An 18,352-nucleotide genomic window follows, 5' to 3' on the forward strand; every position below is an offset into this window, starting at 1 on the left:
GCCCGGTTTTCCGCCATAAATTCGCTCTGACTGGCCGAATTGACTCTAGGCGCGGTCGGGCGGCCCGCTTATGGCTTTGCGGATGATAACCTCGACAAGTGAACGCGTGCTCATCGCTGGCGGCGGCATTGGCGGACTGGCGCTCGCGCTGACGCTCCACGAAATTGGCGTGCCCTGCGTCGTGTTCGAAAGCGTTCCCGAACTGCAACCGCTGGGCGTGGGCATCAACCTGCAGCCCAATGCGGTGCGCGAACTCGAGGACCTTGGCATTGGTGAGAGCGAGCTGGATCAGGCAGGCCTGCCGGCGCGCGAATGGGCGCTGGTCGGGCTGAACGGCAAGGACATCTACAGCGAACCGCGCGGCAAGCTGGCCGGTTATAACTGGCACCAGTATGCGGTGCATCGCGGCCAGTTCCACCTGCTGCTCTATCGCCACGTGGTCGAGCGGCTGGGCAAGGATGCGGTGCGGCTGGGCCAGAAAGTTACCGGCTATCGCAAGCTGGCCGATGGCTCGGTGATCGCCGAAATCGCGACTATCGACGGGCAGACGATGGAAGAAGCCGGCGCGCTGCTGATCGGCGCGGACGGGATCCATTCCGCCGTGCGCGCGCAGATGCATTCAGGCCAGCCGCCGATCCGCTGGGGCGGCACGATCATGTGGCGCGGTACCAGCCCCGGCGTGCCGATCCGCAGCGGCTCGTCGTTCGTCGGGTTGGGCACAGACCGGCACCGCGTGGTGATCTATCCGATCTCCGCGCCGGATGAGAACGGCCTCGCCGAAATCAACTGGATCGCCGAACAGACCTATGATGCGGACCATGACTGGACGAAGACTGGCTGGTTTCGCCCGGTGCCGCTCGAGGAATTCGCCGCCGAGTTCAGCGGCTTCGTCTATGATTGGCTTGACCTTCCGGCTCTGCTCGCCAAGTCTGAAGTGGCTTACGAAAACCCGATGATTGATCGCGATCCGCTGCCGTTCTGGGTTGATGGTCCGGTCGCGCTGATGGGCGATGCCGCGCATCCGATGTATCCCACCGGATCGAACGGCGCTTCGCAGGCGATCATGGACGCGCGCATTCTGGGGCGGATATTCACCCAGATGGGCGTGTCGCAGGACAGCCTTGCCGCATACAATGCGGAACTATGCGAGCCGGTTGGTAAGCTGGCCTTGCGCAATCGCGGGGCAGGGCCGTTCGGCTTGCTCAAGATGGTGTCGGACCGCTGCGGCGGCGAATTTGACAACATCGACGACGTCATCCCGGCGGACGAGCGCGACCAGTTCATGCAGGCCTACAAGGCGGCTGCCGGCTTTGCCCGCGACACGCTCAATAATGCTCCGCGTACGGTTCCGAAGGGCGCGCGCGTGAAGCAAAAGGTTGCCGATGTCGCTCCAGCTTGAACACGTCTGCGACCTTACGGTCGAACTGACTCCGCCGCATGAGGTTGGCACCAGCGGGCAGGGCGCGCGGCGGATCATCCCGATTGTCGGTGGCAGCGCGCGGGGTGAGCGTCTGTCCGGCACCATCCTGCCGGTTGGCGCGGACTGGCAGACGGTGGACGCGAACGGCGTGGCCGATCTCGATGCGCGTTATGCTATTCAGACCGATGACGGCGCGGTGATCGAAGTGCTCAGCCAGGGCGTGCGCCACGCCTCTCCCGAAGTGGTCGCGCGGATTATGGCCGGGGAGGCGGTGCCGCCGTCCGAATACTACATGCGCACGGCCATTCGCCTGAGCACCGGCCATCCCGCCTATGCCTGGGTAAACTGCGCATTGTTCGTTGCGACCGGCGGGAAAGTCGGCGCGAAGGTCAGCCTCTCGGTCTATCAGGTCCTCTAGCTTCTGCCTGAAAATCGCCGTTTCAACAGGAAGCACGGCCGATCAATTCAAACCCGACATCGATACCGAGTGGCACTCGCTCGCGTTTGCTGCTGCGCGTCTGGAGCAGCGCGGCGAGTTCCTGCCCGACTTTGGTGCCATCGATCGCTACGGACGTGATTGGCGGTATGGCCTCACTCGACAGTCTTGAATTGCCGAAGCCTACCACGGCGAGATCTTCGGGAATGCGCAGCGCCCGCGCCCGGGCCTCTCCAGCGACGCCAAAGGCCAGCAGGTCCGATCCGCAGACAACAACGTCAGGCCGGATCGCCGAAGCAAGCAGCGCGTCGGTAAAGGCATGGGCATCGCTCAGCGTCCCCGGCGTGCCGACCTGCGTGGTCTGCGGCTCTGCCCCGCCAAGTGCCTGCCAGGTCTCCAGAAAGCCCTGCCGCCGCACCCCGGCGCGGGCAGCGTCCGGCATCAGCAGGTGCGGCGCGCGGTAGCCGCGTTCGTGGACATGGTGGGCGAGCGCTTCGCCGACGGCAAAGTGCGAAAAGCCAATGGCGACGTCGACCGGTTCCGCGGGCAGGTCCCAAAGTTCGATCACGCTGGTGCCAGACTTGCGCAGCAGACTGCGCGTCACGCCATCGACTGCGCCGGTGACGACCACGGCTTCTGGCCGCCGGCCCAGCGCAGCGCGAACCATGTCGGACGGCGTTTCCAGCTTGAGCCCGGTGACAAGCAGCATCACGACGTAGCCGTGCGAAGACAGCTCCTCGATCATAGCTTCGATCATGTCGACGAATATCGAACCTGACAGTTCCGGGATCATCACCGCCACCAGCCGCGAACGGTTGGACGCCAATCCGCCGGCCAGCAGGTTGGGGATATAGCCCAGCTGCTCAACAGCCTCGCGGATACGCTCCGCCGTCGCGCGCGCGACAATTCCGGGGGTGTTGAAAAAGCGGGAAACGGTTGCCGGCGAAACCCCGGCCGCCGCGGCGACCTGATCGAGCGTTATGGTTTGGTTGGTTGTGTTCACGCCCTGCAAACTATCGACCGTCTCGTATTGCGCAAGGGTGCTGGAGACTTGCCAATTTCCGATGCTGCGGCCAATGTCTGCAAACGCTTTCAGTCATCGGCCATGAAGGAGGACGCCAATGATCCGCATGCTTGCCGCAATGCCCCTCGCGCTGACCGCCATGCCGCTTGACGCGCAGATCGCCCCGCCGCCCAAGGCCGACCCCAAGCCCTTCGGCATCGTCGGCGCGCCGGGCGGGTCGGGCGCGATGCCGGCCGTTGCCGAATACCTGCGGGCCATGCCCGACCACACGTTCTATCATCCGGCGGTCATGCCGAAGGAGCGCCTGCCGATCATGCTGTGGGGCAACGGCGGCTGCGCAGACAACAGCCTGTCAGCGGCACAATTCCTGCGCGAGGTGTCCAGTCACGGCTATTTCATCGTCGTCCCCGGGCCGCCGCGCAGCGAACGCCCGCTTACGGTGCCGGTGCGGATGACCGAGCCTCCGGCGCTCGACGCTGACCGCAACGCCCAGATTGCCAAGCGCGGCCCCGATGCAACCAGCCCTGAACAGATCCTCGCCGGACTCGACTGGGTGACCAGGCAGAACGCCGATCCGAAAAGCCCGTGGTTTGGCAAGCTGGATCCGTCACGCGTCGCGGTCATGGGTCATTCCTGCGGCGGCCTGCAATCGATCCGCGTCTCGGCTGATGCGCGTATCAAGGCGACAATCCTGTTCAACAGCGGCGTCTTCAACAATCCGATGGAAGGCCGCAGCGCACTGTCGATCACGAAGCAGGAACTACTGAAGCTTCATGCGCCGATTGCCTATATTATCGGCGGGCCGGCCGACATCGCCTGGCCGCAGGCAATCGACGACGCTGCTCGTATAGTCCACGTGCCGGTGTTCTTTGCCCACTCGCCAGTCGGCCATGGCGGCACGTTCTGGACCGCACCAAACGGCGGCGAATATGCCGTAATCGCGCGCAAGTGGCTCAATTTCCACCTCAAGGGACGCGCGAAAGACGGGCTCTATTTCCGCGGACGCAATTGCGGACTGTGCACAAAGACGGACTGGTCCGTGCCGCGGCCGCTGTGACGAGATTGCCATGACCCACGTGTTCCTTGCCACTGGCGACCTTGCGATGGACCGCGAGGATTACGACGAAAGCTTCGTCGCAACGCGCGATCTGCTGCGGTCGGCGGACATCGCCTTTGGCCAGCTGGAGACGAGCTTTGCCTCGACGGGGAGTCGGATGCCGCAAGCGCGCCATGCCGTGCTTGCCCGTCCTGAAGGCGCGGCCGCACTCGCCCGCGCCGGGTTCGATGTGATCTCGATGGCTGGCAATCACTGCATGGACTGGGGACAGGAAGCGTTCTTCGAAACAAAGAGCAACCTTGAGGCTGCCGGTCTAGCGGTGGCCGGTGCCGGGGCGAATATCGCCGAGGCCCGCGCCCCGGTCATCCGCTCGTTGGGCGATGGCACACGGGTGGCGATCCTCGCCTATTCTTCGATCCTGCCGCAGGATTACTGGGCCACCGAGCGCCGTCCCGGCTGCGCCCCGATGCGCGCGCATACCGTCTATGAGCAGATTGAGCATGACCAGCCGGGCACCCCGGCGCGGGTCCACACTTACGCGCACCGTGACGACCTTGCGGCGATGGAAGAGGACATTCGCACAGCCAAGGCGCAGGCCGATGTCGTCATCGTGTCGCAGCACTGGGGCATCCATTTCGTCCGCGCTGCCATTGCCGATTACCAGCACGAAGTTGCCCGCGCCGCCGTGCTCGCCGGGGCCGATGCGGTGATCGGCGGCCATGCCCACATCATCAAGGGTTGCGAACTGATCGAGGGCAAGCCGGTGTTCCATTCGCTGTGCAATTTCGCCACCGATCTGGCGATGGACGAGGAGCACGCCCAGTCAAAAAGCTTCAACGAAATCCGCGTTCTTGCGGAAGAGTGGGAGCCTGATTTCGGCAGCCTCTACAACTTCCCGAAAGCGAGCCGTCTGGCCTTGATCGCCCGGCTCGAGATCGCCGGGGGCACCGTTATCAAGGCCGGGATGCTGCCTGTGGTCATCGGGCGCGATGCGGTGCCGCGCTGCGTCGACAAAGGCAGCGACGACTATGCCGAAGCGCTGGATTATCTGACCGCCGTGACCGCCGAGGCCGGGCTCAATGCGCGATACCGTCAGGGCGAGAAGATGATCGAACTGGAACCTTCCGCATGACAGCCAGCCGCAAGTTGTCGCTCGAGATGATCGTCTTCTTCTATTTCCTCGCTTACCTGCCCAACGTAATGATCACCCGCTGGGTGGCCACCAATCCGGACCCGTCGCTGGGCCGCCCATTGACCGGGCTCGAGACTTTGCCCGTGTCGCTGATCGTCAATCTCGTGCTGACTTACCTGTTCATCTGGCTGTCGGGCTGGCACCGCGATGCCAACAAGGTTCAGATCGGCAGGTTTCGCATTCCGTGCCCGGACAGGTTCACCCTGCTGTCAGGCTTTGGCACGTCGCTGGTGTTGTTCACCGTGCCGCTGTCCTACACGTTTCAGGGCGTGAGCATTCCCTTCATCCAGCTGATCATGCGCGGCGATATCCTGATCATCGCGCCGCTGGTCGACATCGCTTTTGGGCGGCGGGTGAGCTGGTTCAGCTGGACGGCGCTTGCCATGGTTTTCCTGGCGCTGGTCATCGCCCTGACCGACCGGGGCGGGCTGAAACTGCCGCCGCTCGCGATCCTGACCGTGGTACTTTACACACTGGGCTACTTCGTGCGCCTTGCGGTTATGACGCGGATTGCCAAGAACGGAGATGAGGCGATGGTGCGCCGCTATTTCGTCGAGGAGAAAATGGTCGCACTGCCACTGTCGATCATCATTCTGGCGATCATCTCGGCATCGGGCATCGGCGGTCAGGCCGGTGAACTTGAATGGGGCTTTATCGGCGCGTGGAGCAGCTCAGCCGTCTGGCCGCTGGTCATGATCGGCGTGACGCTGACGATCATCTCGGTGATCGCGATCATCATTCTGCTCGACCCGCGCGAGAACGCCTATTGCGTGCCACTGGAGCGCGCGGCGAGCCTTGTTGCCGGAGTAGGCGGAACGATCCTGCTGGCCTGGTTTTTCGGAGCAAAGATGCCGCGCGGGGCCGAACTGGTGGGCGCTGCGATCCTGATCGGGGCGATCGTCCTGCTATCGCTCGCGCCGCGCCTGTCACGCAATAAGCCCGCATGACTCTCAGCGGGCAGATTTGCGACACCATTGCCCGTCTGCAATGGGAGGACTTGCCCGCCTCGACCCGGCGCTCCGCGTGTCACGTTTTGCTTGATGCGAGCGGCGTGATCCTCGGCGCCAGCGGCCTGTCCGAAGAAGTGCGTCCATTCCTTGCCTTGGCCAAGGCATCGGGCACCGGGCCGAGCACAGTGTTGGGGACGGGCCTGCGCGTTCCGCCTGCCGCCGCCGCACTTGCCAGCGGCGCAATGTCGCACGCGCTGGATTATGAAGACGCCTTCGACATTCGCCCTGGACATCCCAATGCCAGTCTGGTGCCGGCGCTGATCGCGCTGGCCCAATCGGAAGGCCCAATTGATGGCCCGCGCTTCCTCACCGCTCTGGCTGCGGGCTGCGATTTCGCCTGTCGGATCGGTGTGGCGCAGCGGCAAGCCATGGAGGTGGGCGGCTGGTATCCGCCGCCCATCGTCGCCGGATTGGGCGCGGCGGTGGGGGCGGCCAAGCTGCTTGGGCTGGACGGCACCGGCATTCGCGACGCGCTCTCGCTGGCGCTGTGCCAGGTGACGATGCCCGGCGAAATCAAGCACAGCCCCGGCACGGTCATCCGCGCCGTGCGGGAGAGTTTCCCGGCGCAGGCGGCGGTGACTTCGGCGCTGCTCGCCCGCGAAGGCGTTGCGGGATTTGAGGAGCCGCTGGAGGGCAAGGACGGCTTCTTTGCGCTCTATGCGGGCGGCAATTTTGACAGCGCCGACTTGACCGAATGTCTCGGTAGCCGCTTCTGGATCGACCACCTGACGTTCAAGGCCTGGCCGAGTTGCCGGGGCACGCATCCATTCATCGAAATGGCGCTTGGCCTGCACGAACGGCACGGCATCGATCCGGCCCGGATCGCGCGGATCACGGTCACTTGCGACGAAATCCAGCGCATGTTGATTGAACCGGCCGGTCGCAAACAGGCTCCCGGTGTGCTCATCGACGCCAAGTTCTCGATCCAGTTCTGCACTGCGTTGGCGCTGGTTCGCGGCAGGGTGGGCCTAGATAGCTTCACCCCCGCCGTGCTGGCTGATGCGGCCGTTCTGGCGGTAGCATCGAAAGTTCAGGCGCAAGTCGACACGGCATCGACCTGCCACCCCGGATCGGGCGGGGCAATCGAGATAGAGATGATGGACGGCACAGCTTACCGAGCCGATGTCCATAACGCTAGGGGTTGTCCCGAAAACCCGCTGAGCGAAGCGGACCTTGTCGCCAAGTTCGTTGACTGCGCGGCGCGCGCGCAGGTGCCGCCCAGCGACCCGCAGCAACTGGCGCGGGCCATCCTTGCGCTGGCCGATTGCGAGGACGTTGGCGCGCTGTTCGCCTAAAATTCGGCACTGATTTCCGCGCGGCGCTGGGACTGTCCGGGGAGCGTATCGGCATCGGGAAGGTCTGCTGGTTTGGCGCCGGTCTTCGCACGGGTCTCGACGACAATGCCGGGGATCAGCCGACGCAGCGATTCCGCGACGATCTCCGCGCGTTCGCGGGCGACCTCGGGCCGCTCGGCCAGCGTCATGCCCGAAACGCTTTCCGGATCGGTCGCCGCATAGCCGGTCACAACGACCTTCGCCGGTTTCGCAGCGATGATCCACTGCGCGGCATTGTCGAGCAGGAAGTCGCTGTACTGATAGACCACGAAGGCGCGGTCGAATTCGAAGAACACCGGGAATGTGCGCGCCGCAAAAGGCCCGGCGGGCGGTTTGCGCGGCACGGAAAGCGGGGTCAGGTTGCGTGCCGGAAGCACGAACTTTCGCCCCGGGTGACCTTCCGCCGGAAGCATGTGCCGCTGGCAGGGCTCGCTCAGGATCGAGGTGCGCACCGGATTAAGCACGGTGGAACCACACGGCGCGGTGCTATCCGCAGTGACTCGGCCTTCGACCAGCACGGCGCGGTTCCAGTCGGGCTTGTGCGGCGATTGGCTCACGTCATAGCGCCTGCCCGACGCGCGCTCGTCAGCCAGCCAGCAGCCCGATTTCTTGCCGCTGTCGGCGTCGCGATACACTGGGCACGAGACGAAGCGGACATAGTCGCCCGTCTCGGCGGCGAAAGCGGATAGCGGCGCGGCTAGCGCGACCAAGGAGGCAAGGGTTTTCACAGCACGCTCATCAAGTTGACCAGATCCTGCTTCTCCCGCTCGGTGTAACCGATGTTGTAGCGCCGTTCGTAATAGTCGACGACGGCGCGCAGGTCCCTGGCAAGTCCGTTGGAGAAATAGGGCGCGCGGGCGGCAAGGCCGCGCATCGATTGCAGGGTGATCTTGCCGGCATCGGCGCAGCGCCCGGTGGTCAGGGCAAAGCCGGGATCATAGGTGTAGAAGGTGCGGCCGTAGAACGGATGCGGCGTCTTCAGGCAGGTGATGCGGAACAGCGGCAAGTCGTCGAACGGATCGGCATAGGGCAGGGTGGTCGTGCCCAGATCGACCTGACCCGGCGCGACGTCATTCCCCATCTGCGCCATGTTGTGGCAGAACACACAGGAATTGCGCACGGGATTGCCGAAACCCACCGGAGAATTGATCCCCGAGCTGTCGGTGATCAGGAAGGTCTTGTCGCGGAAAGTCCGCGCGCCGCGGGCTACGGATTGCCGGAAGGCAAGCTGCTCCGGCGTGAGCTTGGCAGCGTCATCTGGCGAAATTTTCTCCCACGCGGCATATTCGCTCCACACCGGCGTGCCGATCGAGCCAAGGGCGCCGGGTTCGCTGTCGCGCAGCTTGGCGGGGCCGCCGGTCGCTCCGCCGCTGTCTAGCGCGCCGCCCTGCTTGCTGACCTGCTGCGCGGTGTAGAGCCGCATCTCGAAGTCAGTAATCCGGGTGATCTGTGCCGGGGTCAGGCGCCTGGCGAATTCGAGGTGCGTGCTCGACGCATCCTCCATCTGCTCGCGCAGGTTCCGCGCGCGGTTGTCTGCCATCAGGTTGCCCGATTGCATCGCGCCGCTGTCTGGATCGCGCGGCAGGGCAATGCCCTGCTTCGGGTCATAGGCGAAGCCCACGGCGAGCAGGTACTTGAAGTTCGAGACTGGGCGCGGACGGCGGTAGACCGAGATATTGCCCGCCTTCGGGCCGTATTTTTCGCCGCTGTTGCAGCCGTTGGGATCGCGAACAACTTCTATGGCGAAGTCCGGCGTCACTGGCTTGCCTTGCCATTCGCGGACCGGCCAAGGGCGCTGCACGCGGATCAGACCGCGATCCAGCAGCAGCGAGTGCGAAGCCTTCTCGGACTGCGGCAGGCTGGGGCAATTGGAGCCGTCTGACGCGGCGAACAATGGGTCGCGGCCCTTGGTTTCATCCCAGCGTTGCCGCGCGGTTGCGGCGGAAAGGCTCGTGCCGTCAGCGGGTTGGTGGCAGGTTACGCAGGCCCGTCCATTGGGGCCGATGGGTTCGAAAAACGGGTGGCCCTTGGTCGGCAAAGGCCCACCGACGAGCAGGCTGCGCTGCGTGCCATGTTCGTTTGCATAGTCGAGCGTGGCCGGAAAACTGCGGCCTTCACCGGGGGACCACCAGCGCGGCGGGGGTGCCTTTTGCGCGGCGGCAAGAACCAGCAGCGCGGCGGCGGCGAGGATGGGGCGATAGCGGATAAGGTTCATGCGGTTTGCATCCGGGTCCAGCTCGCGGCCATCGCGGCGGCGAGCGAAAGTAGCGTCATCACGGTGAGTACGATGCCAAGCCTAAGCGTATCGGCCGCGCCTATCATGCTGCTTGCAAGCGCACTGCCCCCCATCTGCAAGGCACCTGCAAGGCTGGTGGCCGTGCCTTCAAGGCCGGGGCGCGATTGCATGATGCGGCTGATGGTCGATGGCCCGAGAACTCCGGTGCCGAAACCCATCAAGACCATCGGCAAGAAGAACGCGGCGAGGCTGTGGGCGCCCGCCAGCGCTCCGGCCAACAAGAGGACGGCACCACTCGCCACCAATGCAGCTCCGACGATCGCGCCATTGGTCTGGCGGTTGATGGTGCCGACGAATTTTGTGCCGACGATCCCTGCGGCGGCGATACCGAGCAGGAACAGGCCGGTGTCGCGCGGGCCGATGCCGTGCTGGCTGGCGAGGATGAAGGGCGTCGCGGCCAGAAAAGCATAGAGCGACGAACTCGCCAGCATCATGGCCAGCGCATTGCCGGTGAAGCGCGGGTTGGCAATCAGCATGGACCAGGCATGGGCGAGATTGCGTGCCGGCGCGGCCGCGCGGCGCGGGCTTTCCGCCAGCCGCAGCTGGACGAACATCGCTGCAGCAAGGCCGGTCAAAACCAGCAGTACGAAGATCGAGCGCCAGCCGGCCAGTTCGGTCATCGACCCGCCAATTACAGGCGCTATGGCCGGGGAAAGCAGCACAACCGACATCAAGGTCGCCTGCCGTGTCGCGGCTTCCTCAGGCGGGAAAATGTCGCTGACCATGACCCGGGCGGTGACGATCCCCGTTGCGCCGCCGAGCGCCTGTAACAGCCTCGCTGCCAGCAGCCATGTCAGGCTGTGAACCGCCAAGGCAGCCGCGCTGCCGATCACGAAAAGCCCCAGTCCGCCCAGCATGACCGGGCGGCGGCCGTACTTGTCCGCCATTGGTCCGGCGAACAATTGCCCGCCGGCGAGACCCAGCAAATAGATCCCGATCACCCGCTGCGCTGCCACGGTCGATGCGCCAAATTCCGCGGCAATCGGGGGCAGGGCGGGAACAACCAGCTGCGTCGCCAGCGAACCCAGCGCCGCAATAGCCGCCAGTGTCAGGATGATGGCATTCCCGCCCTTGGCCTTCACGCCATCACTCCCTTGCCGCGCATCCGGCGACGGGTGACGAGGCAGAGCATCACGTTTATCACGGCGATCCCGGTCAGCAGCAGGGTCGGCGGCAGAAACGATCCGGTGCTTTCCCGCAGGAAGCCCATCAGCGGCGGGATGGTTGCCCCGGCGAGCGAGCCGAGCATGTTGATCATCACCACGCCCATGGCCATCGACCGGGGATTGAGCATCTTCATCGGGATCGCCCAGAAGGCGGCAACAGTGCAGCCGGTGCAGGCTCCGCCCAGCACCAGCATGGCGAGCCCGGGCAGGCCGGAGCCGAGCAGGAAGGCCGCAAGTAGTCCCAGCCCGCCAACCATGGCCGGCACGGCGATATGCATGAAACGCTCGCCGGTCCTGTCCGAATGGCGCGCGTTGAGCAGCAGGCCGATGGCGCTGGCCGCGTGCGGCAGAGCTACGATGAACCCAACCTGCGTCGAGGTCAGTCCGGACATGCCCTTCACGATGGTCGGCAGCCAGAACATGATGCCGTAATTGCTCGCCAGGATGCAGAACCAGATCAGTGAGCACAGCCAGCCGTCGAGGCTTTTCAGCGCGTCCCAGCGGCCTTCGCGGCTGCCATCGGGCGCTGCCTTGGCCTCGGCGCGGATGTTGTTGGCCATCCATGTGCGCTCGCTGTCGCTCAGCCAGCGCGCCTGCGATGGCCGGTCGGGGAAATAGAACCAGGCGAAGAACGCGAGCGCGACTGCGGGCAGGGCCTCGACCAGAAACATGAACCGCCAGCCGGCGATCCCCAGCGGATTATCAATATCGAGCAACCAGCCCGAAATCGGCGCGCCAAAGACCTGCGCAACGTTGATCGACATGATCGGCAGGGCAAGGATCGTCGCCCGCCAGCGCTCCGGCGCCCAGTGGGCAAGGTAGAGCATCAGGCCCGACGAAAGCCCGCCCTCGGCAAAGCCGATCAGCACGCGCAGGATGTACAGCTCCAGCTGGCTATCGATGGCGGCAAGGCTGCAGGCGGCGATGCCCCAGGCGAAGGTAATGATCGCCAGCCAGCGCCGGAATCCGATCGCTTCGTACAGCAGCACGCTGGGATACTTGGCGAGGAAATAGCCGACAAACAGCACGCCGGCACCAAAGCCGAACTGCGTGCCTGACAGGCCAAGATCGGCGTTCATCTCCAGCGCGGCAAAGCCGACATTTGCCCGGTCTATGGCTCCTATCAGGGTGAAAAGCGCGCAGGGCAGCACTAGCCGTTTCACAACCTTACGGCCAAGTTCCTCTTCCAGCTGGCCGCTCAATTCCAGACTCCCATTCAAACCTGACGCTTATGATAGCGCTTGCATAGCGCCCCGTCGATACCTATGCGATGGCTATGTCACATAGCCTGAACGATTTCGATTCCGAAGCGACGGAAGACTTCGACAGCGGCCATGCCGAATTTGCCCGGCTGCGGCGGGAATGCCCGGTTGCGCATAGTGAAGGGCTCGGCGGCTTCTGGGCCCTGACGCGCTATGACGACGTCCGCCGCGCGGCAAGCGATCCGGCGACTTTCATTACCTCGGTGCAGAATGTCGTGCCCAAGGTGGCCTTTACCGGCCGCCGGCCGCCGCTGCACCTCGATCCGCCTGAGCACACGCCTTATCGTCGCACGCTCAATCCGCTGCTGTCGCCCGATCGCGCCGCAAAGTTCGAGCCTTACGCCCGGCAATGCGCGCGCGACCTGCTGGCGCCGATGATCGCGCGCGGGTATGGCGACATTTGCGGCGAATTCGCCAGTTTCCTGCCGGTGCGAGTGTTTGGCGAATGGATGAACGTGCCTGAGCACTGGGTTGAGCCGCTCCACCAGTCTGGCCGCGCCTTCATTCTTGCGGTGAACCTTAACCAGCCCGAGCAGATGAAGGCGACCAGTCTCAAGCTGTATGAAATGGCGCGCGAACTTCTGCAATTGCGCAAGGCCGAGCCGCTCGATCCGGAAAGCGACATTACTTCCGCACTGCTGGCCTCACTGGAACGCGGCGAGGACATGACCGAAGACCTCATCGTCGGCATGGTCAGGCAGGTGCTGGTCGTGGGCATCGTCGCGCCGACCGTGTTCATGGGATCGATGGCGGTACACCTGTCGCGTCACCCTGATCTGCAGGTCCAATTGCGCGCCGATCGCAGCCTCGTGCCGGCTGCGGTGGAGGAATTCCTGCGTCTCTACACCCCCTATCGAGGCTTTGCCCGCACGGCGAAATGCCCGGTCGAATTCGGCGGGCGCACGATTCCTGAAGGGGAAGGGATTGCGCTGGTCTATGCCTCGGCCAACCGCGACGAAGCCGTTTTCGAGAATGCGGAAGAGTTCATCCTCAACCGCGCCAATATCGCCGATCACATGGCCTTCGGGCGCGGGCCGCACAATTGCCCGGGCGTGCACCTTGGGCGGATGCAGGTGCGGGTCATGCTCGACGAATTGCTGGCCATGACCTCGCATTTCGAGATCGACGGGCCGGTCGCACCGGCACGCTGGCCGGAAATCGGCGCGATTTCCGTGCCACTGAAGTTGGTCGCAGCCTGACCTAGCGCCAGAGCGCGTTCAGCGCCGGCACCAGATGCGGGCGATGCGCGGCGGGAATGCGCCGCAACAGTTCGCTCTCGAAATTGTCAGTCACCACGCGCACTTCCGCCGCCTTTTCGCGGCCCTTGGCGCTCAGCACGATGGCCATCGACTTGCCGTCGATCCGCACCTTGTCGATGAGCCCCGCGTTCGACAGCCGGTTGAGCAGCGGAACCATGTTGGCCGAACGGATATCGAGCACGCTGCCGATCGCGCTTGACGTCATATCGTCGCGCCCGTCGATCAGCAGCAGGATCGATGCCTCGGAAATCCGCAGGTCAATTGAATCGAGCCGGCTGCCCAGTTCGGCCATCATGGCGTTCGCCGCGCGGCGGAGGGCATAGCCCGGAAGATGGGCCAGCGGATCGTCGCTGACTGCCGGAGTATTCGGGTTCCTGTTCTGCGGCCGTGCCACGCGTTGCTCCAGATTGCTATTGCATATAGCTAAATATTGGCTATTGGAGATAGTCAAATCCCAGTCCAAATACAGCATAGCCGGAGAAATGCCATGTCTGAACGTGCCGAAGCCGATACCGTATCGTTTGTCGTGGAGAACCGCATCGCCTGGGTCTCGTTCGCGCGGCCTGAAAAGCGCAACTGCATGAGCCCCTCGCTCAACCGGCGGATGCTCGAAGTGCTCGAATCGCTGGAATTCCGCGATGACGTTGGCGTTGTCGTGCTGACAGGTGAGGGCACGGCCTTTTCCGCCGGCATGGATCTCAAGGAATATTTCCGCGAGAACGAGGCCAAGGGCCTTGGCGCAATCCGTAAGGCGCAGCGCGAAGCCTATGGCTGGTGGGAACGCCTGCGCTGGCTGGAAAAGCCGACCATCGCCATGGTCAACGGCTGGTGCTTTGGCGGTGCCTATGGTCCGCTCTATGGCTGCGACCTTGCCGTGGCGGCTGAGGACGCGCAGTTCGGCCTGTCGGAAATCAACTGGGGCATCCTGCCCGGCGGCGGTGCCAGCAAGATCATCGTCGAGCTGACCGGCTTCCGCAATGCCATGTACCACGCGATGATGGGTGAGAATATCGACGGCATCAAAGCCGCCGAATGGGGCTTGGTCAACGAAGCGGTTCCCGCTGATCGGCTCAAGGCGCGGGTCACCGCCATCGCCGAAGTGCTGCTGGCCAAGAATCCTACCGCGCTGCGCGCCACCAAGTGGGCGGTTCGCCGGGTCGGCGAAATGACCTTCGACAACTCGATGGACTACCTTGTCCGCGCGCAGGAAGCTGCCAACTTCTTCGATGGCGAAGGCCGCAAGGAAGCAACCAAGCAGTTCATCGACGACAAGACGTTCAAGCCGGGCCTCGGCGCTTACGACCTCAACAAGTCGCGCTGAACAGCGGAGCGGGAGTGTTTGATGACTGAAGGCAGCTTGCCGCGCGAGGCCATTTCACGATTGCTACGGCCGCGTTCGGTGGCTGTGATCGGTGCCAGCGACACGCCGGGTTCGCTCGGCGCGTCGGTGCTGGGCAACCTTGATCGCAACGGCTTTGCCGGGGAGGTCTATCCGATCAACCCCAAGCGCGAAGTTATCGGCGCACGCAAGTGCCTCGCCTCGGTCGATGACCTGCCGGAAGGCGTGGACGTAGCTGTGCTGGCAATTCCGCAGGCCGCCGTGCTTGATGCCGTGCGCGGACTTGCGCGGCGCGGCGCGGGCGGGGCGGTGATCTTCTCCGCCGGATTCGCCGAGGGCGGCGAGGAAGGCAAGGCGCAACAGGCCGAGATTGGCCTCATTGCCGCCGAACACGGCATGGTGATCGAAGGTCCGAACTGCCTTGGCTTCGTCAATCACGTTGCGGGAATTCCGCTTACCTTCGTCGAGACCAAGACATTGGCACCGGAGGGCAGGCGCGCGCTGGGCATCGTTTCGCAGTCCGGTGCGATGGCAGCGGTGCTTTCGACAACCTTCCAGGCGCGTGACCTGCCGGTCAGCTATTCGATCTCCACCGGGAACGAGGCGGGCAGCGGGGTCGAGGACTATGTCGACTGGCTGGTCGATGATGACGCCACTCAAGTCATCACGATGATCGTCGAACAGTTCCGCAAGCCGCGCCGCTTCCTCGCCGCCGCCCGCCGCGCGCGTGCAGCGGGCAAGCCAGTCGTCCTGCTGCACCCGGGCACGTCGAGTGCAGCGCGTGAATCCGCTGCGACGCACACCGGAGCAATGGCCGGTGACTACAAGCTGATGCGCCGCAAGGTAGAGCGCGAAGGCGTGATCTTTGCTGAAACGCTGGAAGAACTAGGCGACATTTCGGAAATCCTGATCCGCTGTGCTGCCATGGCACGGCCCGATGTAGCGGTTCTGGGAGAATCTGGCGCTTTCAAGGCTTTGATGCTCGATCTGACGGAGGCACTCGAAGTTCCGCTGGCAAACCTGAACGACGAAAACGCCCCCGAACTGCGTGCCGCGCTGCCGCCTTTCGTACCGGTGAGCAACCCGCTCGACATTACCGCGCAAGGTCTCAGCCAACCGCATATCTATACGCAGACGCTGTCGGCGCTGCTTGATGATGCGCGCGTCGGCGCGGTCGTCGCCGGAATTATCCAGACCGATCCCGTGACCTGCAAGATCAAGATTCCCGCAATTCTTGCCGCGCTGGATGGCCGCGAGATTGCCAAGCCGCTGATCTACGCGGGTCTTGATGAAGGCGCACCGGTTCCGGGCGAATATGTCGCGGCGCTGCGCTCGCACGGCGTGCCATGCTTCCCCAGCACCGAACGCGTGTTCCGCGCGCTCGCGCGGCTCGGCAAGCGCGCCACGCTGGACCTGTCGCGCGGCGAGACGGCAGCGACGCCGCTGGCACGGCTGGGCGAATTCCACGGCGTTGTGGCGGAATATCAGGCCAAAGACCTGCTAGGCCCGCTCGGTTTCCCGTTCCCGCAAGGGGGTTTTGCCGCCAGCGCGGACGAAGCGGCAGCGGCGGCTGACGCGGTCGGCTATCCGGTAGCGATGAAGGCGCAGGCGCAGCGGCTCGGCCACAAGAGTGACGCCGGCGGCGTGATCCTGAGCCTCGCCGATGCCGGGGCCGTCCGCGATGCCTGGCACCGTATCCACGCCAACGTCGCAGCCTATGACGCATCAATCGCGCTTGACGGCGTGCTCATCGAAAAGATGGGCGCACGGGGCATGGAAATGATCGTCGGCGGACGCAACGATCCCGAATGGGGTGCGGTTGTGCTTGCCGGGTTTGGCGGCGTGACGGCGGAAATCCTGCAGGACGTCTGCCTGTTCACCCCCGACATGACCGAGGCGCAGATTGCCGCCGGTCTGATGGGGCTGAAAAGCGCGGCGCTGCTCGCCGGTTATCGCGGTTCGCCCAGGCTCGATGTGCCGGCGCTCGCCGCGCTTATCCGACAAGTCGGCGCTCTGCTGGCAAGCGAACCGGGCATTGCCGAAATCGATCTCAACCCGGTAATCCTCTATCCTGAGGGTGAAGGCGTGGTAGCGCTCGACGCCTTGATGCTTGTGCAATAACCAGAACATCCGCCGGCACGGGTAACAGGCCCGGCCGGATAATGCGGAGGCGGTCTGCGCCGCCAAACGGGAGAATACGATGTCCTCAGTCCATGCGGCTACCGATCCCCGGCAAGTCATATCCGGCTTGTCGATGCGCTGGCGGCAAATTCTGGTGATCGCGATCTGCGTCGTGCTCAATGGGCTCGACGGGTTCGACGTGCTGTCAATCAGCTTCGCCTCGCCGGGTATCGCCAAGGATTGGGGCATCGAGCGCGGGGCGTTGGGTATCGTGCTGTCCGCAGAATTGCTGGGCATGGCGGTGGGTTCGTTCTTCCTTGGCAATGTCGCTGACAAGATCGGCCGGCGGCCCACGGCTATCGGCTGTCTGTTCGTCATGTCGCTCGGTATGTTCGGCGCGGCCCATGGCACTTCGATACAGGAACTGAGCCTGCTGCGGCTGATCACCGGGCTTGGCATCGGTGGCATGTTGGCTTGCACCAATGCGATGGTCGCCGAATTCGCCAACGACCGCTGGCGCGCCGCCGCGATCGGCATCATGGCGGCTGGCTATCCGATGGGCGCGATTGCGGGCGGAGCCTTTGCCAGCTCGCTGCTGGTCGATGGCACCTGGCGCGACGTGTTCACTTTTGGCGGTTATGTCAGCGCCGCCATGTTGCCGGTGCTCTATTTCCTCGTGCCCGAGACGGTTGGCCACATCGTCCAGCGCAATCCGGACAACGCACTGGCCCGCGTCAACAGGTCGCTGACGGCGATCGGCCACGCACCAGTTGCCGCGCTCCCCGCCGATTCCGGGCAGGAACGCCCACGTATCGCGCTCAGCCGCCTGATGCAGCCAGACCTGCGCAGCCGCACGCTGCTGCTGCTGCTCGCTTATTTCTTCCACGTCATGACGTTCTACTACATCCTCAAGTGGATCCCGAAGATTGTCGTCGACATGGGCTATGCGCCCTCGGCGGCGGGCGGCGTGCTTGTGTGGGCCAATGTCGGCGGACTGATCGGTTCGCTGCTGCTCAGCTTCCTCACGCTTCGCTTTGGCCTGCGTTACCTGATGATCGGCACTCTGCTGATGTCGACGGTGATGGTGGTCCTGTTCGGGCGCGGGCAGGCGGACCTGCAGGGGCTGGCCATCGCGGCGGCGGCTGCCGGGTTCTTCACCAATGCCGGCATGGCGGGTTTCTATCCGCTTATGGCCGCTACGTTCCCGACCGAGGCACGCGCTGGCGGCACCGGATTTGTCATCGGGCTTGGCCGCGGCGGCGCGGTGCTGGGGCCCGTGGCGGCAGGTTTCCTGTTCCAGTTCGGCGCCGGACTGCAGGGCGTTTCGATCGCCATGGGCCTGGGATCGCTGCTCGGCGCGCTGGCTATTATCGCCTTGCACCGGGTCAAAAGCCACGCCTGACCCGGCCCTGACACGGCATCGCTTGGGCGGATTC

Annotated in this window: 16 protein-coding genes; 10 read left to right on the forward strand and 6 right to left on the reverse strand. The window is 64.4% G+C overall.

Annotation, left to right across the window (positions count from 1 at the left end; all coding sequences use genetic code 11):
• Nucleotides 1-82 precede the first annotated feature (82 nt).
• Nucleotides 83-1,399 (forward strand): flavin-dependent oxidoreductase, encoded by a 1,317-nt coding sequence (locus tag RMO89_RS10375; protein WP_310532959.1) that lies wholly within the window; start codon nucleotides 83-85, stop codon nucleotides 1,397-1,399.
• Nucleotides 1,383-1,838 (forward strand): DUF3237 domain-containing protein, encoded by a 456-nt coding sequence (locus tag RMO89_RS10380; RefSeq protein ID WP_310532960.1) that lies wholly within the window; start codon nucleotides 1,383-1,385, stop codon nucleotides 1,836-1,838. The genes RMO89_RS10375 and RMO89_RS10380 overlap by 17 nt, the downstream gene beginning before the upstream one ends.
• 22 nt (nucleotides 1,839-1,860) lie before the next feature.
• Here the strand turns inward: RMO89_RS10380 and RMO89_RS10385 are convergent, their stop codons facing one another.
• Nucleotides 1,861-2,859 (reverse strand): LacI family DNA-binding transcriptional regulator, encoded by a 999-nt coding sequence (locus RMO89_RS10385; RefSeq protein ID WP_310532961.1) that lies wholly within the window; start codon nucleotides 2,857-2,859, stop codon nucleotides 1,861-1,863.
• Nucleotides 2,860-2,977: 118 nt separating this feature from the next.
• Here RMO89_RS10385 and RMO89_RS10390 point away from each other — a divergent pair, with 118 nt between their 5' ends.
• Genes RMO89_RS10390 through RMO89_RS10405 form a run of 4 tightly spaced genes read left to right on the forward strand, consistent with a single transcriptional unit; the run spans nucleotide 2,978 to nucleotide 7,434 of the window.
• Entirely contained in the window at nucleotides 2,978-3,937 is a 960-nt protein-coding gene (locus RMO89_RS10390; RefSeq protein WP_310532962.1) for a hypothetical protein, read from the forward strand.
• A gap of 10 nt (nucleotides 3,938-3,947) precedes the next feature.
• Nucleotides 3,948-5,069, forward strand: a complete 1,122-nt coding sequence (locus RMO89_RS10395; RefSeq protein ID WP_310532964.1) for a CapA family protein — start codon at nucleotides 3,948-3,950, stop codon at nucleotides 5,067-5,069.
• Nucleotides 5,066-6,076, forward strand: a complete 1,011-nt coding sequence (locus RMO89_RS10400) for a hypothetical protein (RefSeq protein WP_310532966.1) — start codon at nucleotides 5,066-5,068, stop codon at nucleotides 6,074-6,076. The genes RMO89_RS10395 and RMO89_RS10400 overlap by 4 nt, the downstream gene beginning before the upstream one ends.
• Nucleotides 6,073-7,434: an MmgE/PrpD family protein gene (locus tag RMO89_RS10405; protein ID WP_310532967.1), complete on the forward strand. Its 1,362-nt coding sequence runs from the start codon at nucleotides 6,073-6,075 to the stop codon at nucleotides 7,432-7,434. The genes RMO89_RS10400 and RMO89_RS10405 overlap by 4 nt, the downstream gene beginning before the upstream one ends.
• On the opposite strand, the gene RMO89_RS10410 is transcribed toward RMO89_RS10405, so the two are convergent.
• The 4 genes from RMO89_RS10410 to RMO89_RS10425 are packed head-to-tail and all read right to left on the reverse strand — an operon-like array spanning nucleotide 7,431 to nucleotide 12,137.
• A complete protein-coding gene (locus tag RMO89_RS10410) occupies nucleotides 7,431-8,201 on the reverse strand; it encodes a hypothetical protein (protein WP_310532969.1) in 771 nt (256 codons plus the stop codon). The two genes, RMO89_RS10405 and RMO89_RS10410, sit on opposite strands and share 4 nt — an antisense overlap.
• The gene (locus RMO89_RS10415; protein ID WP_310532970.1) at nucleotides 8,198-9,688 is read right to left on the reverse strand and encodes a hypothetical protein; all 1,491 of its coding nucleotides are present in this window, start codon (nucleotides 9,686-9,688) and stop codon (nucleotides 8,198-8,200) included. The genes RMO89_RS10410 and RMO89_RS10415 overlap by 4 nt, the downstream gene beginning before the upstream one ends.
• The gene (locus RMO89_RS10420; RefSeq protein WP_310532971.1) at nucleotides 9,685-10,851 is read right to left on the reverse strand and encodes a Bcr/CflA family efflux MFS transporter; all 1,167 of its coding nucleotides are present in this window, start codon (nucleotides 10,849-10,851) and stop codon (nucleotides 9,685-9,687) included. Before RMO89_RS10420 ends, RMO89_RS10415 begins: the two co-directional genes overlap by 4 nt.
• Nucleotides 10,848-12,137: an MFS transporter gene (locus tag RMO89_RS10425; RefSeq protein ID WP_310532973.1), complete on the reverse strand. Its 1,290-nt coding sequence runs from the start codon at nucleotides 12,135-12,137 to the stop codon at nucleotides 10,848-10,850. Before RMO89_RS10425 ends, RMO89_RS10420 begins: the two co-directional genes overlap by 4 nt.
• A gap of 74 nt (nucleotides 12,138-12,211) precedes the next feature.
• On the opposite strand from RMO89_RS10425, the gene RMO89_RS10430 reads away from it, so the two are divergent.
• Nucleotides 12,212-13,396, forward strand: a complete 1,185-nt coding sequence (locus RMO89_RS10430) for a cytochrome P450 (RefSeq protein WP_310532974.1) — start codon at nucleotides 12,212-12,214, stop codon at nucleotides 13,394-13,396.
• 1 nt (nucleotide 13,397) lies between these two features.
• On the opposite strand, the gene RMO89_RS10435 is transcribed toward RMO89_RS10430, so the two are convergent.
• The gene (locus tag RMO89_RS10435; RefSeq protein WP_310532976.1) at nucleotides 13,398-13,850 is read right to left on the reverse strand and encodes a winged helix DNA-binding protein; all 453 of its coding nucleotides are present in this window, start codon (nucleotides 13,848-13,850) and stop codon (nucleotides 13,398-13,400) included.
• A 93-nt stretch (nucleotides 13,851-13,943) separates the two neighbouring features.
• Here RMO89_RS10435 and RMO89_RS10440 point away from each other — a divergent pair, with 93 nt between their 5' ends.
• The 3 genes from RMO89_RS10440 (at nucleotide 13,944) to RMO89_RS10450 (ending at nucleotide 18,318) form a co-directional block, all read left to right on the forward strand.
• Entirely contained in the window at nucleotides 13,944-14,777 is an 834-nt protein-coding gene (locus RMO89_RS10440; protein WP_310532977.1) for a p-hydroxycinnamoyl CoA hydratase/lyase, read from the forward strand.
• 21 nt (nucleotides 14,778-14,798) lie between these two features.
• Nucleotides 14,799-16,916: an acetate--CoA ligase family protein gene (locus tag RMO89_RS10445; protein ID WP_310532978.1), complete on the forward strand. Its 2,118-nt coding sequence runs from the start codon at nucleotides 14,799-14,801 to the stop codon at nucleotides 16,914-16,916.
• A gap of 79 nt (nucleotides 16,917-16,995) precedes the next feature.
• Complete coding sequence (locus RMO89_RS10450) at nucleotides 16,996-18,318, forward strand: MFS transporter (RefSeq protein ID WP_409035539.1); 1,323 nt, start codon at nucleotides 16,996-16,998, stop codon at nucleotides 18,316-18,318.
• Nucleotides 18,319-18,352 lie beyond the last annotated feature (34 nt).

This window comes from Novosphingobium sp. (assembly GCF_031424035.1).
Lineage (GTDB): Bacteria > Pseudomonadota > Alphaproteobacteria > Sphingomonadales > Sphingomonadaceae > Novosphingobium.

Excerpts from the sequence above, each read along its gene's own strand:
- RMO89_RS10405 (WP_310532967.1), top strand. The coding sequence starts at position 6,073 with ATGACTCTCAGCGGGCAGATTTGCGACACCATTGCCCGTCTGCAATGG.
- RMO89_RS10375 (WP_310532959.1), top strand. The coding sequence starts at position 83 with ATGATAACCTCGACAAGTGAACGCGTGCTCATCGCTGGCGGCGGCATT.
- RMO89_RS10445 (WP_310532978.1), top strand. The coding sequence starts at position 14,799 with ATGACTGAAGGCAGCTTGCCGCGCGAGGCCATTTCACGATTGCTACGG.
- RMO89_RS10380 (WP_310532960.1), top strand. The coding sequence starts at position 1,383 with ATGTCGCTCCAGCTTGAACACGTCTGCGACCTTACGGTCGAACTGACT.
- RMO89_RS10400 (WP_310532966.1), top strand. The coding sequence starts at position 5,066 with ATGACAGCCAGCCGCAAGTTGTCGCTCGAGATGATCGTCTTCTTCTAT.
- RMO89_RS10390 (WP_310532962.1), top strand. The coding sequence starts at position 2,978 with ATGATCCGCATGCTTGCCGCAATGCCCCTCGCGCTGACCGCCATGCCG.
- RMO89_RS10450 (WP_409035539.1), top strand. The coding sequence starts at position 16,996 with ATGTCCTCAGTCCATGCGGCTACCGATCCCCGGCAAGTCATATCCGGC.
- RMO89_RS10430 (WP_310532974.1), top strand. The coding sequence starts at position 12,212 with ATGTCACATAGCCTGAACGATTTCGATTCCGAAGCGACGGAAGACTTC.
- RMO89_RS10395 (WP_310532964.1), top strand. The coding sequence starts at position 3,948 with ATGACCCACGTGTTCCTTGCCACTGGCGACCTTGCGATGGACCGCGAG.
- RMO89_RS10440 (WP_310532977.1), top strand. The coding sequence starts at position 13,944 with ATGTCTGAACGTGCCGAAGCCGATACCGTATCGTTTGTCGTGGAGAAC.
- RMO89_RS10415 (WP_310532970.1), bottom strand. The coding sequence starts at position 9,688 with ATGAACCTTATCCGCTATCGCCCCATCCTCGCCGCCGCCGCGCTGCTG.